The organism is Ruegeria sp. D6, from assembly GCF_056534365.1.
Map to the genome: position 1 here is coordinate 109,582 of NZ_JBQFPH010000001.1, position 13,860 is coordinate 123,441.

Annotated in this window: 16 protein-coding genes and 1 pseudogene; 13 read left to right on the top strand and 4 right to left on the bottom strand. The window is 58.9% G+C overall.

Features of this window, described 5'->3' with window-relative positions:
* The first annotated feature begins 52 nt into the window (after nucleotides 1-52).
* A complete protein-coding gene (locus tag ACR0A1_RS00505; RefSeq protein ID WP_170397461.1) occupies nucleotides 53-1,480 on the top strand; it encodes a nucleobase:cation symporter-2 family protein in 1,428 nt (475 codons plus the stop codon).
* Nucleotides 1,481-1,519: 39 nt separating this feature from the next.
* On the opposite strand, the gene ACR0A1_RS00510 is transcribed toward ACR0A1_RS00505, so the two are convergent.
* The 3 genes from ACR0A1_RS00510 to ACR0A1_RS00520 all read right to left on the bottom strand — a co-directional run bounded on the left by ACR0A1_RS00510 (nucleotide 1,520) and on the right by ACR0A1_RS00520 (nucleotide 3,823).
* On the bottom strand, nucleotides 1,520-2,509 hold the full coding sequence (locus tag ACR0A1_RS00510; RefSeq protein ID WP_170397459.1) for a glyceraldehyde 3-phosphate dehydrogenase NAD-binding domain-containing protein: 990 nt from the start codon (nucleotides 2,507-2,509) through the stop codon (nucleotides 1,520-1,522).
* Nucleotides 2,510-2,563: 54 nt separating this feature from the next.
* Nucleotides 2,564-2,887 carry a hypothetical protein gene (locus ACR0A1_RS00515; protein ID WP_170397457.1) on the bottom strand — a complete coding sequence of 108 codons (324 nt, stop codon included), beginning with the start codon at nucleotides 2,885-2,887 and terminating at the stop codon, nucleotides 2,564-2,566.
* A gap of 102 nt (nucleotides 2,888-2,989) precedes the next feature.
* Nucleotides 2,990-3,823 (bottom strand): bifunctional allantoicase/(S)-ureidoglycine aminohydrolase, encoded by an 834-nt coding sequence (locus tag ACR0A1_RS00520; RefSeq protein WP_480570955.1) that lies wholly within the window; start codon nucleotides 3,821-3,823, stop codon nucleotides 2,990-2,992.
* Nucleotides 3,824-3,999: 176 nt separating this feature from the next.
* Between ACR0A1_RS00520 and ACR0A1_RS00525 the strand changes: the two genes are divergently transcribed.
* The 5 genes from ACR0A1_RS00525 to ACR0A1_RS00545 all read left to right on the top strand — a co-directional run bounded on the left by ACR0A1_RS00525 (nucleotide 4,000) and on the right by ACR0A1_RS00545 (nucleotide 8,271).
* The gene (locus ACR0A1_RS00525; protein ID WP_170404458.1) at nucleotides 4,000-4,356 is read left to right on the top strand and encodes a hypothetical protein; all 357 of its coding nucleotides are present in this window, start codon (nucleotides 4,000-4,002) and stop codon (nucleotides 4,354-4,356) included.
* A 222-nt stretch (nucleotides 4,357-4,578) separates the two neighbouring features.
* Nucleotides 4,579-5,814 carry an acyl-CoA dehydrogenase family protein gene (locus tag ACR0A1_RS00530; RefSeq protein ID WP_223117661.1) on the top strand — a complete coding sequence of 412 codons (1,236 nt, stop codon included), beginning with the start codon at nucleotides 4,579-4,581 and terminating at the stop codon, nucleotides 5,812-5,814.
* Between the two features lie 15 nt (nucleotides 5,815-5,829).
* Nucleotides 5,830-6,630: a thioesterase family protein gene (locus ACR0A1_RS00535; RefSeq protein ID WP_480865831.1), complete on the top strand. Its 801-nt coding sequence runs from the start codon at nucleotides 5,830-5,832 to the stop codon at nucleotides 6,628-6,630.
* Between the two features lie 16 nt (nucleotides 6,631-6,646).
* Nucleotides 6,647-7,348, top strand: a complete 702-nt coding sequence (locus ACR0A1_RS00540; RefSeq protein ID WP_480865832.1) for a DUF1007 family protein — start codon at nucleotides 6,647-6,649, stop codon at nucleotides 7,346-7,348.
* Nucleotides 7,333-8,271 (top strand): nickel/cobalt transporter, encoded by a 939-nt coding sequence (locus tag ACR0A1_RS00545; protein ID WP_480612719.1) that lies wholly within the window; start codon nucleotides 7,333-7,335, stop codon nucleotides 8,269-8,271. Before ACR0A1_RS00540 ends, ACR0A1_RS00545 begins: the two co-directional genes overlap by 16 nt.
* 2 nt (nucleotides 8,272-8,273) lie before the next feature.
* On the opposite strand, the gene truA is transcribed toward ACR0A1_RS00545, so the two are convergent.
* Nucleotides 8,274-9,041 (bottom strand): tRNA pseudouridine(38-40) synthase TruA, encoded by a 768-nt coding sequence (truA, locus tag ACR0A1_RS00550; protein WP_480865834.1) that lies wholly within the window; start codon nucleotides 9,039-9,041, stop codon nucleotides 8,274-8,276.
* A gap of 107 nt (nucleotides 9,042-9,148) precedes the next feature.
* Between truA and ACR0A1_RS00555 the strand changes: the two genes are divergently transcribed.
* From ACR0A1_RS00555 to ACR0A1_RS00585, 7 genes and pseudogenes are all read left to right on the top strand, one after another.
* Nucleotides 9,149-10,564, top strand: coding sequence for a YcjX family GTP-binding protein (locus tag ACR0A1_RS00555; protein ID WP_170511435.1), 1,416 nt, complete (start codon nucleotides 9,149-9,151; stop codon nucleotides 10,562-10,564).
* Nucleotides 10,561-11,016, top strand: coding sequence for an N-acetyltransferase family protein (locus tag ACR0A1_RS00560; protein WP_480754500.1), 456 nt, complete (start codon nucleotides 10,561-10,563; stop codon nucleotides 11,014-11,016). The genes ACR0A1_RS00555 and ACR0A1_RS00560 overlap by 4 nt, the downstream gene beginning before the upstream one ends.
* On the top strand, nucleotides 11,009-11,998 hold the full coding sequence (locus ACR0A1_RS00565; RefSeq protein WP_480865837.1) for a YcjF family protein: 990 nt from the start codon (nucleotides 11,009-11,011) through the stop codon (nucleotides 11,996-11,998). Before ACR0A1_RS00560 ends, ACR0A1_RS00565 begins: the two co-directional genes overlap by 8 nt.
* 54 nt (nucleotides 11,999-12,052) lie before the next feature.
* Entirely contained in the window at nucleotides 12,053-12,763 is a 711-nt protein-coding gene (locus ACR0A1_RS00570; RefSeq protein ID WP_480754496.1) for a VIT1/CCC1 transporter family protein, read from the top strand.
* An 86-nt stretch (nucleotides 12,764-12,849) separates the two neighbouring features.
* The gene (locus tag ACR0A1_RS00575) at nucleotides 12,850-13,050 is read left to right on the top strand and encodes an NAD-dependent epimerase/dehydratase family protein (RefSeq protein ID WP_480754494.1); all 201 of its coding nucleotides are present in this window, start codon (nucleotides 12,850-12,852) and stop codon (nucleotides 13,048-13,050) included.
* A gap of 128 nt (nucleotides 13,051-13,178) precedes the next feature.
* Nucleotides 13,179-13,343, top strand: a pseudogene (locus ACR0A1_RS00580) (DoxX-like family protein); the annotation flags it as partial.
* Nucleotides 13,343-13,834, top strand: a complete 492-nt coding sequence (locus ACR0A1_RS00585) for a DUF2269 family protein (RefSeq protein ID WP_480865839.1) — start codon at nucleotides 13,343-13,345, stop codon at nucleotides 13,832-13,834. The pseudogene ACR0A1_RS00580 and the gene ACR0A1_RS00585, both read left to right, overlap by 1 nt.
* Nucleotides 13,835-13,860 lie beyond the last annotated feature (26 nt).

The window sequence follows — 13,860 nt, forward strand, 5'->3', positions numbered from 1 at the left end:
CGCCAGAGAAGCGGTAAGAACCCCATTGGATCTTAGGGAGGACAATGAGATCATGGCTGAAACTTCGATAGGGACGCCCGAACAGCTTCGGGACCCGAACTTCACACCCGCCTTGCACAAGGCGATACCGCTGGGCATTCAGCATGTTTTGGCGATGTTCGTCTCGAACGTGACACCGGCCATCATCGTGGCGGGTGCTGCCGGTTTTGGATTTGGGTCGAACTCCCCGGATTTTCCCGAATTGCTGTACCTGATCCAGATGTCGATGCTGTTCGCTGGGCTGGCGACCCTGCTGCAGACTATCACGATTGGCCCGGTCGGAGCGGCTCTGCCGATTGTACAAGGAACGAGCTTTGCGTTTTTGCCCATCATGATCCCTCTGGTCGCCGGAAAAGGCGTGGATGCCTTAGGGGCGCTGTTTTGCGGTGTCCTGGTTGGCGGCTTGTTTCATGCCTTTCTTGGCCTCTTCATAGGCAAGATACGGTTTGCGCTTCCGCCGCTGGTCACCGGACTTGTCGTAACAATGATCGGTTTGGCGCTGGTCAAGGTCGGTATTCAATACGCCGCTGGTGGTGTGCCTGCGATTGGCACCCCGGAATACGGATCGCTGCTTAACTGGTCGGCAGCTTTGGTTGTGGTTGTTGTGACGCTTGGCCTCAAGTTCTTTGCACGCGGTATGCTGTCGGTGTCTGCCGTACTGGTTGGTTTGGCCATCGGCTACGTCTATGCCCTGATGGTCGGGATGGTGACGTTCGAGGCCATTGGCACAAGTTGGTCACGCGCCTCAGCTTTTGCTCTGCCCGTACCGTTCAAATATGGGTTTGAGTTCTCTCTGGCCGCCGTGATCGGCTTTTGTCTGATGTCTTTTGTCTCGGCCATCGAGACCGTCGGTGACGTATCGGGAATCACCAAAGGTGGTGCAGGTCGCGAAGCAACCGACAAAGAAATCGCGGGCGCGACTTATGCCGATGGTTTCGGTACTGCCGTTGCCGGTATGTTCGGCGGTTTTCCCAATACTTCGTTCAGCCAGAATGTCGGTTTGATTGCGATGACGGGCGTCATGAGCCGCCATGTTGTGACCTGTGGAGCTATCTTCCTGATCCTGTGTGGCCTTGTGCCAAAAGTCGGGGCAATTATCCGCACCGTGCCTATCGAAGTGCTGGGCGGTGGTGTGATCGTCATGTTCGGCATGGTGGTCGCGGCAGGTATCTCGATGCTGTCAGACGTGGATTGGAACCGTCGCAACATGGTGATCTTTGCGATTTCGCTGTCGATCGGTCTTGGGTTGCAGCTGGAACCCGGCGCGGTTCAGCACCTACCTGATACACTTCGTATCCTGATGACCAGCGGCCTGCTGCCCGCAGCGCTGATCGCCATTGTACTGAATTTGGTCCTGCCAGAAGAATTGGCCGAAGAATCGACTGAAGAGGTTTCAGGGGGTATGGCCGGTCACGGGGCGGGTAGCCTACCTCACGATTGAAGTCTTGAAGTAATCCGCAGCGTGCTTCAGCGCTGCGGATTACCCGGCGTTTGCCATCAGGCGCGCGACATCCAGCATGCGGGCTGAAAACCCCCATTCATTGTCGTACCAGCCAAAGACCCTGATCTGCCTCTCTCCAATCATGCGCGTCTCGGGCCCCGCCACCACCAGTGACTCAGGGCGGGACCGCAAATCAGATGACACCAAGGGCAGATCGGTCCATCCCAGCACGGCAGAAGCTGCGACCGCGTCGCGAAAGGCTTGGTCGAACTGCTCAGCGCTCATGCCACGTTCAAGCGTGGCGACAAGATCAACGGCAGATACGCTGGCCGTCGGAACACGCACCGCGGCCCCCGACACACGACCGGCCAGGTCTGGCAAGACGATATCAATCAAATGCGTCGCGCTCGAGGTCGTGGGCACCATCGACAATGCCCCGGCGCGCGATCGGGCCAAATCCCCGCGTGGCGCATCGACCATCGGCTGGCTGTTTGTATAGCAGTGGATGGTGGTCATGTGCCCGGACACAAGCCCGCCGATTTCATCAATCAGCTTGACGAGCGGTGCCAGACCATTGGTGGTGCAGGATGCATTTGAAACGATCCGTGCGCTGCCCAATTGATCTTCGTTTGCCCCCAGCACCAGTGTGACTTCGGCAGCGGGTGACGGACCGGAAATCAACACTTTATCCGCCCCAGCAGTCAAGCCCCGGCTGGCCACGTCGGATGTTCGCGCGATGCCGGTGCAATCGAGCATGACATCGACGCCGGACAGATCGACCTGTGCCAAATCGGCGCTGTGAGACATCAGAATAACGCGGCCATCGATATTCAGTGCTTCACCTTCGGTCGTGACCGAACCCTGATAGGGGCCAAACGTGCTGTCATATTTGAACAGGTATGCGCATGTTTCCAGCGGTGCGATATCGTTGATCAGCACTAGTTCTACATCCGAATGCTGCGGCAGGCTTAAGACCTGACGCAGAATGGTGCGGCCGATACGGCCGAATCCGTTGATCGCGAGTTTCATGCGCAAGCTATGGCAGGCAGATCAGGCGATCTCAATCAAAGTATTGTACCAATTTCAGTTGCAGCTGACCTGCGAAAAGAACTGGCCCGAAATGTTCTGATACATGCTGGAATAGATCGCCTTGCAGCCAGTCGCCTTCTGTATCGCGGCCATTGCCTGGATGGTGCGAAGACGTGGCGGCGGGCCAAAGGGGTTCAGATTGTTATTATCCCGCGTCGCCCGATAAACCACAGGCGCGTCCGAGACCTGCGTCACCGCCCATGTGCGGCTCATGACGAAAACGGATTTGGTTTCTTCCTTGGCTGCGACCGGGGCGGCGTTGAACGCCGAAAGGCCAAGGGTGGCAACCAGTGCAATCATCGTACCGCGCAGTAACATCGAACAATCTCCAGTGCTGAAAACTCATTTGATTTCATCAGATTCCAGCGATTCTGTGAACCCCTTTACCTGAACTTGACCCGGTAAAGCCCCGATCGTCAGCTACCTAGACGGTACAGACAACGGCATGTGCCTATTCACATCCTTGTACAACAGATAGCGAAACCGTCCCGGTCCGCCTGCGTAACAGGCCTGTGGGCAGAAAGCGCGCAGCCACATGTAGTCGCCGGCCTCAACCTCGACCCAGTCCTGATTGAGACGATAAACGGCCTTGCCCTCAAGCACATAAAGGCCGTGTTCCATCACATGGGTTTCGGCAAAGGGAATCACGCCACCAGGTTCGAAATTGACGATGTTGACATGCATGTCGTGACGCAGGTCCTGCGGATCGGTGAAACGGGTGGTAGACCAGCGGCCTTCGGTGCCGGGCATTTCGTTGGGTACCACGTCGCGTTCATTGGTGATGATCGGGTCAGGGGCGGGCAGGCCGGGCACTGCATCATAAGCCTTGCGCACCCAATGGAACCGGGCAACTGAATCGCCATGGTTGTGCAGCGTCCAGTCGCTGCCCGGGGGGATATAGGCATATCCACCGATCTCAAGAACATGATCCGCTTCGTTCAGGGTCAGCGTAACGCTGCCCTCGACCACGAAGATCACCCCTTGCGCATTTGGGTCGGTTTCAGGCGTATCGCTGCCACCGCCGGGCTGCACCTCCATTATGTATTGCGAGAATGTCTCGGCAAAACCACTCAAAGGCCGGGATAAGACCCAAAGACGTGTATTCTCCCAGAAAGGCAGAAAGCTGGTGACGATGTCGCGCATCGTGCCCTTGGGGATTACCGCATAGGCATCGGTGAACATGGCACGGTCGGTCAACAGTTGCTCTTGCCCCGGATGTCCGCCTATCGGTGCATAATATTTAGGATGTGTCATCAAATGCCTCTGCTTCGTCTGGGCACAATATGAGGCGATCTCACGGGCGGACCTAGCGCCCGCCTTGCGAAAGGTTTGTTCGGGATAATTTGAAGGTGGCCAAGTGGGGCTTGGCCGCACACGCATAGAGGTATATCTATGGACGTGAAAGTCATTCAAATCGGCGAGGCCCTTTGATGAAAGCCTTTGTTTACACAGCGCTGGTTGCTGCACTTTTTCTGGGGGTGGGTGGAATAGCACAGGCTAAACCACTTTCCCGAATCATCGCGGAAATGGGGTTGAGCCCCGCTGACTTTGAGGTGTTGAACGACACCTCAAACGCGTTGCTGTCGACGGGCACTCCATCCGTGGGGCAGGAGAGGGCTTGGCTCAATCAGGACACCGGCTCGAAGGGGACAATCCGCGTGCAAAGCGTTCAGGGCAATTGTGTGATACTTCAGCACTTTGTGCAGCCTGAAGGTGCTGCACAGGCCCGCGATATCAGAACGCGCCGCTGCAAGACCGCTGATGGGAACTGGATCCTGACACCTTAAAGGCCGTTGCCTTGGCCAGCACCCGAACTAGCACAGCTGCACCCTTGTGATTTGCTCCAGCTAATTTTACCGCAGGCCCCCTGCTGGGCATCGCATTGATGCTGGACCGGGCTCAATTTGCGTGAATGACGTTCCGTCACTTAGCTGGACACGCTCATGGCCACTAAGCCATCCTCGGACCAAAGCCAAAGACCCGCATTGCGCCACAGGGAAGGAATAGACATGACCATGACTTTCGGATTGCGTGAGGAAAACCGCGCCCTGTTACAGCGGGTGAGAGATATGATTCACGACGAGGTCATGCCGCTTGAAGATGAGTATCAGGCAGAAATCAATAAAGGCGATCGTTGGAAATATACCGAGCGACAGGCCGAGATTCTCGAGGGGCTGAAAGCCAAGGCCAAGGCGGCGGGGCTTTGGAACTTCTGGCTGACAGACAGCGACAAAGGTTTTGGCCTCAGTACAGTTGAATACGCCTATTTCGCCGAGGAGATGGGCAAGACGCCCTTGGGGGCCGAAGTTTTCAACTGCTCCGCGCCCGATACAGGGAATATGGAGGTGTTTGAACGCTACGGGTCAGGCGCGATGAAAGAGCAGTGGCTGAAGCCTTTGCTCGACGGGCAGATTCGCTCGGCTTATCTGATGACCGAACCCGATGTGGCCTCATCAGATGCCACCAACATTTCGATGTCCTGCGTGAGGGACGGGGCCGAATATGTTCTGAACGGCGAGAAATGGTGGTCGTCTGGGGCGGGCGATCCGCGTTGCAAGGTCTATATCGTGATGGTCAAAACCGGCGGGGACGATCTGCCAAAGCACCAGCGCCAGTCGATGATCGTGGTCCCAGCAGACGCGCCGGGTATTGAGGTATTGCGCCCGATGGAGGTCTATGGCCACGACGATGCGCCCCATGGTCACATGCACATCCGTTTCACAGAAGTTCGGGTCCCGGCCGAAAACATTCTATTGGGCGAAGGGCGCGGGTTCGAGATCGCGCAGGGGCGCTTGGGGCCGGGCCGTATTCACCATTGCATGCGCGCGATTGGTCAGGCCGAGTCTGCGCTGGAGCAGATGTGCAAGCGTTCACTACAGCGCCAGGCGTTTGGGAAGAAACTGGCGCAGCTGGGGGCAAACTACGACATCATCGCCGAATGTCGGATGGAGATCGAAATGGCCCGTTTGCTGTGCCTCAAGGCCGCCTGGTACATGGATCAGGGCGATGCACGGGCGGCGGCCCCATGGATCAGCCAGATCAAGGTCGTTGCCCCCAAGGTCGCGCTGAAGGTGATCGATGAGGCCGTGCAAATGTTCGGCGCACAGGGGATCAGTCAGGATACGCCCTTGGCAAATGCATGGATCCATGTGCGCACCCTGCGTCTGGCGGATGGGCCGGACGCAGTGCATCGCCGTCAGGTCGCTCGCGCCGAGTTGAAGAAATACACGCAGGAAAAAGTCTGAGGCGACAGAACCACAATGACATCGGATGTGTTGGGGCAGGCGTATTTCCACCAAAATGCGCAGGGTGTGTTTGTCGGAAATGACCCCGCGCGCGGGCCTTGGTCGGCCGATCATTGCCATGCTGGGCCAGTCAGCGGATTGATCGTGCGGGCGGCAGAAACCGAAGTTGGCCCTGAGAAGATGTTGACCCGGTTGACCGTCGATCTGCTGCGTCCATTGCCTCTGGCTGGTTTGCGAGTCGCGGCAGAGACGACACGCCATACCAAGACGCTGGCGACCACACGGGTCACCGTACATGATCTGGACGACACGCTTTGCGCCACCGCCACAACCATGCATATGGTGCGCAAAGACCTTGGGGCCGTGCCCAATGTCGAACTGCCCGCGCCCAGGGTCGAAGATATGGTCGATGGCCCGTTTCCGATCGGTGAGATGCGCCATCAGTTGTCCGGTTTTGCCCATCACTCCCAGATCGGCTATCCCGCTGATGGCAAGCAAGGGGCAGGTCCGAAAACCGTCTGGATGCGTACACCTGCCTTGCTGGAAGGAGAGGACCCGTCGCCGATCCAAGCGCTCTGCCCGCTTGCAGATTGCGGCAATGGCATATCGTGGAATGCGCCCACATCTGAGATGGGTTTCATGAATACTGACCTAACGGTGCAAATCCACCGCGAGCCTGTCTCGGATTGGCTGGCATCTGACTCGATCTCGCACTGGCAGCGCTCGGGGATCGGCATGTCGCAGTCGGTTCTTTTCGATACGCAGGGGCCGGTCGGCACGGCGCTGCAGACATTGGTCCTGTTTCCGCCGGGATAAAGCGGCAGGTTTATGCATGATTGCGTTCAATCGGATTGCCGTATGGCATTGCGCGCCCTATCTTCGCCGTATGCGCTGGCTTGCCTTCTCATTGACCTGCCTTCTGCCGATACCGGCTCTAGCCCATCCCCATGTCTTTATCGACACGGGGCTGGAGTTCATGGTCGATGACGCAGGCAACCTGACCCATGTGCGTGTGACCTGGGCCTATGATGAGTTCTATTCATTGCTGGTTCTCGAAGACATGCGACTGGATCAGGACGCGGATGGCGTCCTGACCGAGGCCGAAGAGCAGTTTCTAAGCGGTTTCGACGCGCAGTGGGTCGAAGGCTACAATGGCGATCTGGTCATCCGCATGGGCGAAACCGTGATCCCGCTCTCTGGTCCACTTGAGCCGCAGGCCACGACCGAGGATGCGCGCATCGTAACCACACATCTGCGCGCAATCGAGGGAGACCCCGTTCCCGCGGATGCGCTGTCGATCAAAGCCTTTGATGAGAGCTTTTATACCGCATACGAAGTGACCCGCCCGGTTCTGGTTTCAGGCCCCACGACCTGTGATATCGAACGGAGCGATCCGGATATCGACAACGAACTGGCCCAAATGCAGGCTTTTTTGCTGACGCTGGACGCCGAATATGACCTTGAAGAAAACGATATCCCTCTGGTCGGTGAGAAGTTCGCAACCGAGATTCGGCTTTCATGTCCAAATACCTGATCGTTCCCGTTGCCATCGCCTGCGGGGTGCTGCTGTGGTTCTGGGGCAGCGGTGGTTTTGACCATCTGGCCGCTTGGGCTGCCGGAGAGCAACGCGAATTCCAGAACCAGATCGCCCGCGCCCTTCGCGCAGCACGCGCCGAGCAGCCCGAAGCTGTGGCAACGCTACTGACGGTCTGTTTTGCATATGGGTTTTTTCATGCCATCGGACCGGGCCATGGCAAGGTTTTGATCGGAGGATACGGGCTTGGCCGTCGTGTCGCGTTTTGGCGACTTTCTGCAATAAGTGTCCTGTCGAGCCTAGGGCAAGCAGTGACGGCGGTTGTGCTGGTTTATGCCGGGGTATTGGTATTCCAGATGTCACGCGAGTCGCTTGTAGGCACGACCGAACAGGTCATGGCACCGATCAGCTACGGCGCAATTGCCGCTATAGGCCTGTGGCTGGTTTTTCGCGCCATCCGCAGTTTTGCGCGGCGTCACAAAAACCAGGCCTCTCAAACGCACGACCACCATCACCATGCGCATGATCACGACCACCATCATCACGACCACGAGGTTTGCGCTGATTGCGGCCACCGCCACGGCCCGACGGCCGAAGAAGTCGCTCAGGTCGGCAGCTTGCGCGAGGCGTTGATCCTGATCGCTGGTATAGCCGCACGCCCCTGTACGGGCGCGTTGTTTGTGCTGATCCTGACATGGCAGATGGGTATCGCAATGGTCGGCATCGCAGGTGCATTCGCCATGGCTTTAGGCACCGCAACCGTCACCACTCTGGTCGGTTGGACATCTTTTGGGTTGCGCGGCGGGTTGCTGGCCTCAGCCTCGGCTACGCGCTTTGCATCGGTACTGGCCCCGACCATCGAACTGGTTGCGGGTCTTATCATCGCCGTGATTGCAAGCGGGCTGCTACTGCGGGCCTTGTAGACTTAGCCAAACACCGGTTCGGGATATCCTACCCGTGCTAGATACAATCCTTGCGGCGGGCAAACCGGCCCACAAGCCGCACGGTCAACCGCCTCAAGCGCATCGCGAACGTCCTCGGGCGTCCAAGCTCCGGCCCCCACGCGCTCCAACGTGCCAACGAAGCTACGTACCTGATTGTGCAGAAACGACCGGGCGCGAACATGGAAGTGGATTTCGGGCCCCGAGAAGCCCTGAACCTGTTCCACCCGCAACTCATCCAGTGTTTTGACCGGGCTGGCGGCCTGACAGATGGAGGACCGGAAGGTGGTGAAATCATGCCGCCCGATCAGCACATCCGCCCCGGCCTGCATCGCTGCAACGTCCAGAGAATGATTGATCTGCCAGACCTGCCCCTTGTCATGGGTGGCGGGTGCACGACGCATCAGGATACGGAACAGATATTGCCGCTCAAGCGCCGAAAACCGCGCGTGCCAGTCATCATCCACCCATGCGGCTTTCACGATGGCGACAGGCTGCGGCTTGAGATGATAATTCAACGCCTCAGACAGGCGAAATGGGTCCCATTCTTTGACTAGATCGCAATGCGCCACTTGTCCTAGCGCGTGAACCCCCGCGTCGGTACGACCGGCGGCGGCGATTGTGTGGTCTCCGGGTTCGATCCGCGAAAGCGCTAGTTCGATCGCGCCCTGAACCGAAGGCAGCTCCTTTTGCCGCTGCCATCCGGCAAACGGTTCCCCTTGGTATTCGACTTGCAGCGCGTATCTGGGCATGGGGCGCTGGTATCGCGCCTTGGTCGGACGGGCAAGGGGGCGAAAGCTCTGGCAAGTGCCGCAACCGCTACCTATCTTGGGCAAAACGATAATTGCGGGGCGACAGCTTGGTCATCTCATCATTGGCAGACAGTCTGGTGCGCGGCGTCGAATCCGTGGGTGACCGTGTGTCTGAGACATTCTTCGAACCGGTCATCCGGCTGGGCGTCACGGGATTGGCGCGGTCGGGTAAGACAGTGTTCATCACATCACTGGTCGCCAACCTGCTGGATCGGGGCCGCATGACCGGTCTTGTGGCGCAGCAAGAGGGGCGTGTCACCGCCAGCTACCTGCAGCCGCAACCCGACGACACCGTGCCCCGGTTCGATTTCGAATCCCATCTGTCCGCCCTGACCGGACCAGCGCCGCACTGGCCGGACAGCACGCGTGCTGTTTCCGAGTTACGCCTGTCCTTCAAAGTCCAGCCCGCAGGTCTGCTTTCGGGATTGCAGGGCCCCCGAACATTGCATCTGGACATTGTGGACTATCCGGGTGAGTGGCTGCTGGATCTGGCCCTACTGGACAAATCCTATGAAGATTGGTCGCGGGACACGCTGGAACACATATCCAATCGCCCACAAGCAGGGGCATTTATGGCAAAGGTTCAGGCGACCGACCCAACCGCGCCACATGATGAGCCGCAGGCGCAGGACCTCGCCCGCAGCTTCACCGATTACCTGAATGCCGCGCGTGATGCCGGTTTCTATGACTGCACTCCCGGACGGTTTCTTCTGCCGGGCGATCTGGCCGGGTCTCCTGTGCTGACATTCGCGCCGCTCCCGGTGTCGGGGGCGTCAATTCGGCGTTCACTACACCGCGAGATGGAGCGGCGGTACGAGGCGTACAAATCGCGTGTGGTCAAACCTTTCTTTCGCGACCACTTTGCCCGGATCGACCGGCAGATCGTTCTGGTAGATGCGTTGGGGGCAATCCATAAAGGCCCGCAAGCGGTCGAGGATATGCGCCGCGCGATGGCCGATATCCTGTCGGCCTTCCGCCCCGGTCGCAACGCATGGCTCAACAGGCTGCTGCTTGGTAAGCGGGTCGAGCGTATCCTATTTGCGGCCACCAAAGCGGACCATCTGCACCATCTGCAGCACCCGCGCCTGACCGCGATCATTGAGGCCCTGACCCGTGAGGCCCGCGACCGCGCCAGCTTTGCCGGGGCTGAAACTGCGGCCTTATCGTTGGCTTCACTTCGGACAACGACGGAAGAGATGCGCAGCCATAACGGCGTAGAACTGCCATGCGTGCGCGGCACTCTGCTAGATAGCGGTAAGCAGGCGGCCTTTTACCCCGGTGATTTGCCAGAGGACCCTGCCCATCTGCTGGGCCCCGCGCGCAATGGGGCCGAGCGATGGCTGGGCGAGGACTATGGCAATATGGCCTTTGCACCCGCACATTTGACCCTGAATCCCGGTGACGGTCCGCCACATATTCGGCTGGACCGGGCTGCGCAGTTTCTGATCGGAGACCGGCTGTGAACGTGATCCTTCGCCCCGCTCGCAGTACCGATGCCGGAACCATAGGCGCTATTCTGCACGGGTTCGCCCGCGAAAACGACTGGATGCCTGAACTGCATTCTGAGGCCGAGACCATTGCGTTTTGCGGCAGGATGATTGATCTCGGCTGGGTCACGGTGGCCGAAAAGCAGGGGCAGGTGGCCGGATTTCTGGCGTTGAATGGGGACGAAGTGCAGTCGCTCTATCTGGCGACCTCGGCGCGCGGGCAGGGGATCGGGCAGCGATTACTGGATCGTGCCAAAGCGCAGCGTCCCACGCTCAACTTGTATGCGTTTCAGGCCAATCCTTCCGCATGCCGGTTCTATGAGCGTAACGGCTTTGTCGAGGTCGCACGCGGCGATGGGTCCGAGAACGACGAAAACCTGCCCGACATCAGATATGTTTGGACGCGCGAGGAGTTGGTCGATGGCTAAAGGCCCCGTTTTGATTGATCTGGAAGACGATGCCTCGGCAGTTGATGTCTCGACCGCGCCTCCTGTTCCGGACATCGCGCCTCCGCAGGGGCAGGCGATGCAGGCAGCGGTACGGTTTGCAGCGCGGAAACCTTCGGTTTTAGCGCGTTGGTTCTGGGGGCTGGCACTAGCGGTTGTGGGGGCGGTGGTCTCGGTCGCCGCATGGGATTTTGCCATCTCTCTGCTGGAACGCGCACCAATTCTGGGTTGGATCGTCACCGGTCTGATCGCTGCGCTGTTGCTGGTCGTCCTGATCATTGCACTGCGCGAGTTGGCCGCAATCAGCCGTCTGTCTCGCGTCGACGGGCTGCGGCGCGCGGCGGACACAGCTTTAACAGACGAGGACTTGTCGCAAGCCCGCGCTGTAAACATTCGGCTGATTGCGTTCTATAAGGGACGCGATGAAACACGCTGGGGTCGCGACCGTTTGACCGAACGCATGGGAGAGCAATTCGATGCGGCAACCCTGCTGAGCTTGGCCGAAGACGAATTGCTGGCCCCGCTGGACGCTGCTGCTAGCCGCGAGGTCGAGGCCGCAGCCCGGCAGGTTGCCACCGTTACCGCTTTGGTTCCGCTCGCGCTGGCCGATGTCGCGACCGCGCTTGCAAGCTCATTGCGAATGATCCGACGTATTGCCGAAATCTATGGCGGTCGTGCAGGTTTCTTGGGCAGTTGGCGCCTAACCCGCGCCGTATTCGTGCATCTGATTGCAACTGGCGCGGTGGCAGTGGGGGATGATCTTCTGGAGCCGATTTTGGGCGGCTCAGTCCTCAGCAAATTGTCGCGCCGGTTCGGTGAGGGGCTGGTCAACGGCGCGCTCACCGCCCGCGTGGGTGTCGCTGCGATGGAGGTCTGTCGACCTTTGCCTTTCTCGAAACGCCACCAGCCCTCGACCCGTGGCATGATCAAACGCGCGCTCAGCGGGTTGTTCTCCAGGACTTGATCTGGCGCAAGGCAGTGCCTGAACCTGTCCTGCATAAACAGGACGGAGCCAGCCATGACCGAACACGGCCACAGCCAGCAAGAGATTTTCGAACGGATCAATGCGCCTCCGGGTCGTGGGGTTCTGCGCGATGTGGTTTATGGCGGCATCGATGGCTCAGTCACGACATTCGCGATCGTTGCCGGGGTTGCCGGGGCAGGTTTATCGCCTTTTGTCATCGTGGCACTTGGGTTGGCCAACGTGCTGGCGGATGGTTTTTCGATGGCGGCGGGCAACTACTCGGGAACCAAGGCCGAGCTCGATAACATCCACCGTATTCGCGCTATCGAGGAACGGCATATCAAGTTGTACCCGGATGGCGAGCGAAAGGAGGTGCGCGAAATCCTCGCACAAAAAGGCCTTTCAGGCAGCGTTCTGGATGACGCGACAGCTGAAATCACTTCGAACCACGACAATTGGGTCGACCTGATGATCGAGGGCGAATACGGGCTGGGCAGCGTCGACCCGCATCCCCTCAAAGCCGCGATGGCGACGTTCTTTGCCTTTCTGATCGCGGGGATGATTCCGTTGTTGCCGTTCCTCTTATCCGTTGCAAATGCGTTCACCGTATCAGCCTGGATGACTGTGGGCGTATTCTTTGCCATTGGCGCGATGAAAAGCCGGTGGTCGCTTGCCCCCTGGTGGCGATCAGGCGGAGAAACCCTGCTGATCGGGGGTGCGGCGGCAGCTATCGCCTTCTGGGTTGGCTCGTTGTTTCACCCCTGAATGGTGCTGTTGTCGCGGACGGGGTGATCAGGCTGATCCTCAGAATCTGATTCGCTAGGGTGTTGTAAACCAATGCGAGGCAACTCGTGGCAACGGATCGTCCTGAAAAAACTGTTTTGGTGCTGGGCGCTTATGGGTTCATTGGGGCTGCGGTGGTTCGATCGCTGCATGCGGATGGTGCCTGTGTGAAGGGTCTTGTGCGCAGCCGGAAGACGGCTGAGCGGGTCCTTTCGGATATTGCGCTGATCTCGGGGGATCTACGTGATTTCAAGTCGGCGGCGGATTGACGAGGCTATCGCAGGCAGCCGAGATACTGTCGTGCAATGGTTGGCCCGTTGGGATTGCCAACGCGAGCGTGCTGTTCTGGTCGATTATCGACATCGCGCTGGGGCTGGCAATCTAGTGGCGTCCATGGGCCGCGCGCGCTTGCCTCGCGCAGGCTGCAATCGCCGCTTTCTATCTGATCGCCGCCACGTTGACGGTGCCTGAACTGTGGCTCGACCCTTTGGGACCGTTGGCCAAGATAGCACCGGCTTTGATGCTGTCACTGATCGCGCGACCCCTGTTGGAGAGCCGCTGATGGACCCGGATCTGATCTTGCACTGGCTTCACGTGATCGGAGCATGCGTTCTATTGGGCACTGGCGCGGGGATCGCCTTTTTCATGCTGATGGCGCGCCGCACAGCAGATGCACGGGTGATTGCTCATACGGCGGGAATCGTGGTGCTGGCCGACACAGTTATTACGGCCACCTCAGTCATTTTCCAGCTGTTCACCGGCGTGTTGCTGGCCTGGCAACTGGGCTGGCAACTGGGCTGGTTGCTGTCGGAGGGTCGGATCGCGATATCACTGTTGCTTTACGTACTGACCGGCCTGTTCTGGCTGCCGGTGGTTTGGATTCAGGTGCGTCTGAGGGATTATGCAAGGCAGGCTGATCGGGATGGTACCTCCTTGCCAAGCAGTTACTACAAAATGTTCCGCAGATGGTTCGCTTGCGGTATTCCGGCCTTTGCTGCAGTGCTGGCGATCCCTTGGCTGATGCTGGCACACCCTCACATCCTGCTTTTCTAGGCCGATTACCTGTGCAGCAGGCGGTA

Excerpts from the sequence above, each read along its gene's own strand:
- ACR0A1_RS00515 (WP_170397457.1), bottom strand. The coding sequence starts at position 2,887 with ATGTTACTGCGCGGTACGATGATTGCACTGGTTGCCACCCTTGGCCTT.
- truA (WP_480865834.1), bottom strand. The coding sequence starts at position 9,041 with ATGCCCAGATACGCGCTGCAAGTCGAATACCAAGGGGAACCGTTTGCC.
- ACR0A1_RS00535 (WP_480865831.1), top strand. The coding sequence starts at position 5,830 with ATGACATCGGATGTGTTGGGGCAGGCGTATTTCCACCAAAATGCGCAG.
- ACR0A1_RS00525 (WP_170404458.1), top strand. The coding sequence starts at position 4,000 with ATGAAAGCCTTTGTTTACACAGCGCTGGTTGCTGCACTTTTTCTGGGG.
- ACR0A1_RS00585 (WP_480865839.1), top strand. The coding sequence starts at position 13,343 with ATGGACCCGGATCTGATCTTGCACTGGCTTCACGTGATCGGAGCATGC.
- ACR0A1_RS00565 (WP_480865837.1), top strand. The coding sequence starts at position 11,009 with ATGGCTAAAGGCCCCGTTTTGATTGATCTGGAAGACGATGCCTCGGCA.
- ACR0A1_RS00510 (WP_170397459.1), bottom strand. The coding sequence starts at position 2,509 with ATGAAACTCGCGATCAACGGATTCGGCCGTATCGGCCGCACCATTCTG.
- ACR0A1_RS00540 (WP_480865832.1), top strand. The coding sequence starts at position 6,647 with ATGATTGCGTTCAATCGGATTGCCGTATGGCATTGCGCGCCCTATCTT.
- ACR0A1_RS00545 (WP_480612719.1), top strand. The coding sequence starts at position 7,333 with ATGTCCAAATACCTGATCGTTCCCGTTGCCATCGCCTGCGGGGTGCTG.
- ACR0A1_RS00530 (WP_223117661.1), top strand. The coding sequence starts at position 4,579 with ATGACCATGACTTTCGGATTGCGTGAGGAAAACCGCGCCCTGTTACAG.
- ACR0A1_RS00520 (WP_480570955.1), bottom strand. The coding sequence starts at position 3,823 with ATGACACATCCTAAATATTATGCACCGATAGGCGGACATCCGGGGCAA.
- ACR0A1_RS00570 (WP_480754496.1), top strand. The coding sequence starts at position 12,053 with ATGACCGAACACGGCCACAGCCAGCAAGAGATTTTCGAACGGATCAAT.
- ACR0A1_RS00505 (WP_170397461.1), top strand. The coding sequence starts at position 53 with ATGGCTGAAACTTCGATAGGGACGCCCGAACAGCTTCGGGACCCGAAC.